Annotated in this window: 1 protein-coding gene; it reads left to right on the top strand. The window is 69.5% G+C overall.

All coding sequences use genetic code 11. The annotated features are described in order from the left end of the window. On the top strand, positions 1–443 hold a 443-nt coding region (locus DVK06_RS17825; protein ID WP_233561822.1), incomplete at both ends, for an SCO family protein.

Raw genomic sequence — 443 nt, 5'->3', positions numbered from 1 at the left:
TCCGCCGGAGCAGAGCCGCGGCGATCCGGTTCATCCGATCCAGGGCGACGAGATGCCCGAGTTCACCGTGCCGGACCCGATCACCGGCGAGGAGATATCGACGGCGCAGTTCGAGGGGGAGCGCGCGTTCCTGTGGACCTCCTTCTACACGAGCTGCCCCGACGGCGTCTGTCCGGCGCTCATCCTCCGGCTGCGGCGCGCACAGGAGGTCGCCGCCGAGGAGGGGTTCGGCGACGAGGCCGCGTTCCTCCCGCTCACGTTCGACCCCGAGCGCGACACCGCCGAGGTGCTCCGCGAGTACGCGAACCGGCGAGGGGTCGACCTCGACGCCGGCAACTGGCACTTCCTGCGGCCCGAGAGCTACGAGGCGGGCGTCGAGTTGATGGACGAGAACTTCGGGCTCAAGATCCAGAAGACGGACGCCGAGGGGTACGAGAACCTGG

The sequence above is a fragment of the Halorubrum sp. Atlit-28R genome (assembly GCF_003665955.1).
Classification (GTDB): Archaea; Halobacteriota; Halobacteria; order Halobacteriales; family Haloferacaceae; genus Halorubrum; species Halorubrum tropicale.
Note: the sequence above shows the minus strand (reverse complement) of the source record. Positions and strands in the feature narration are given on the sequence as shown.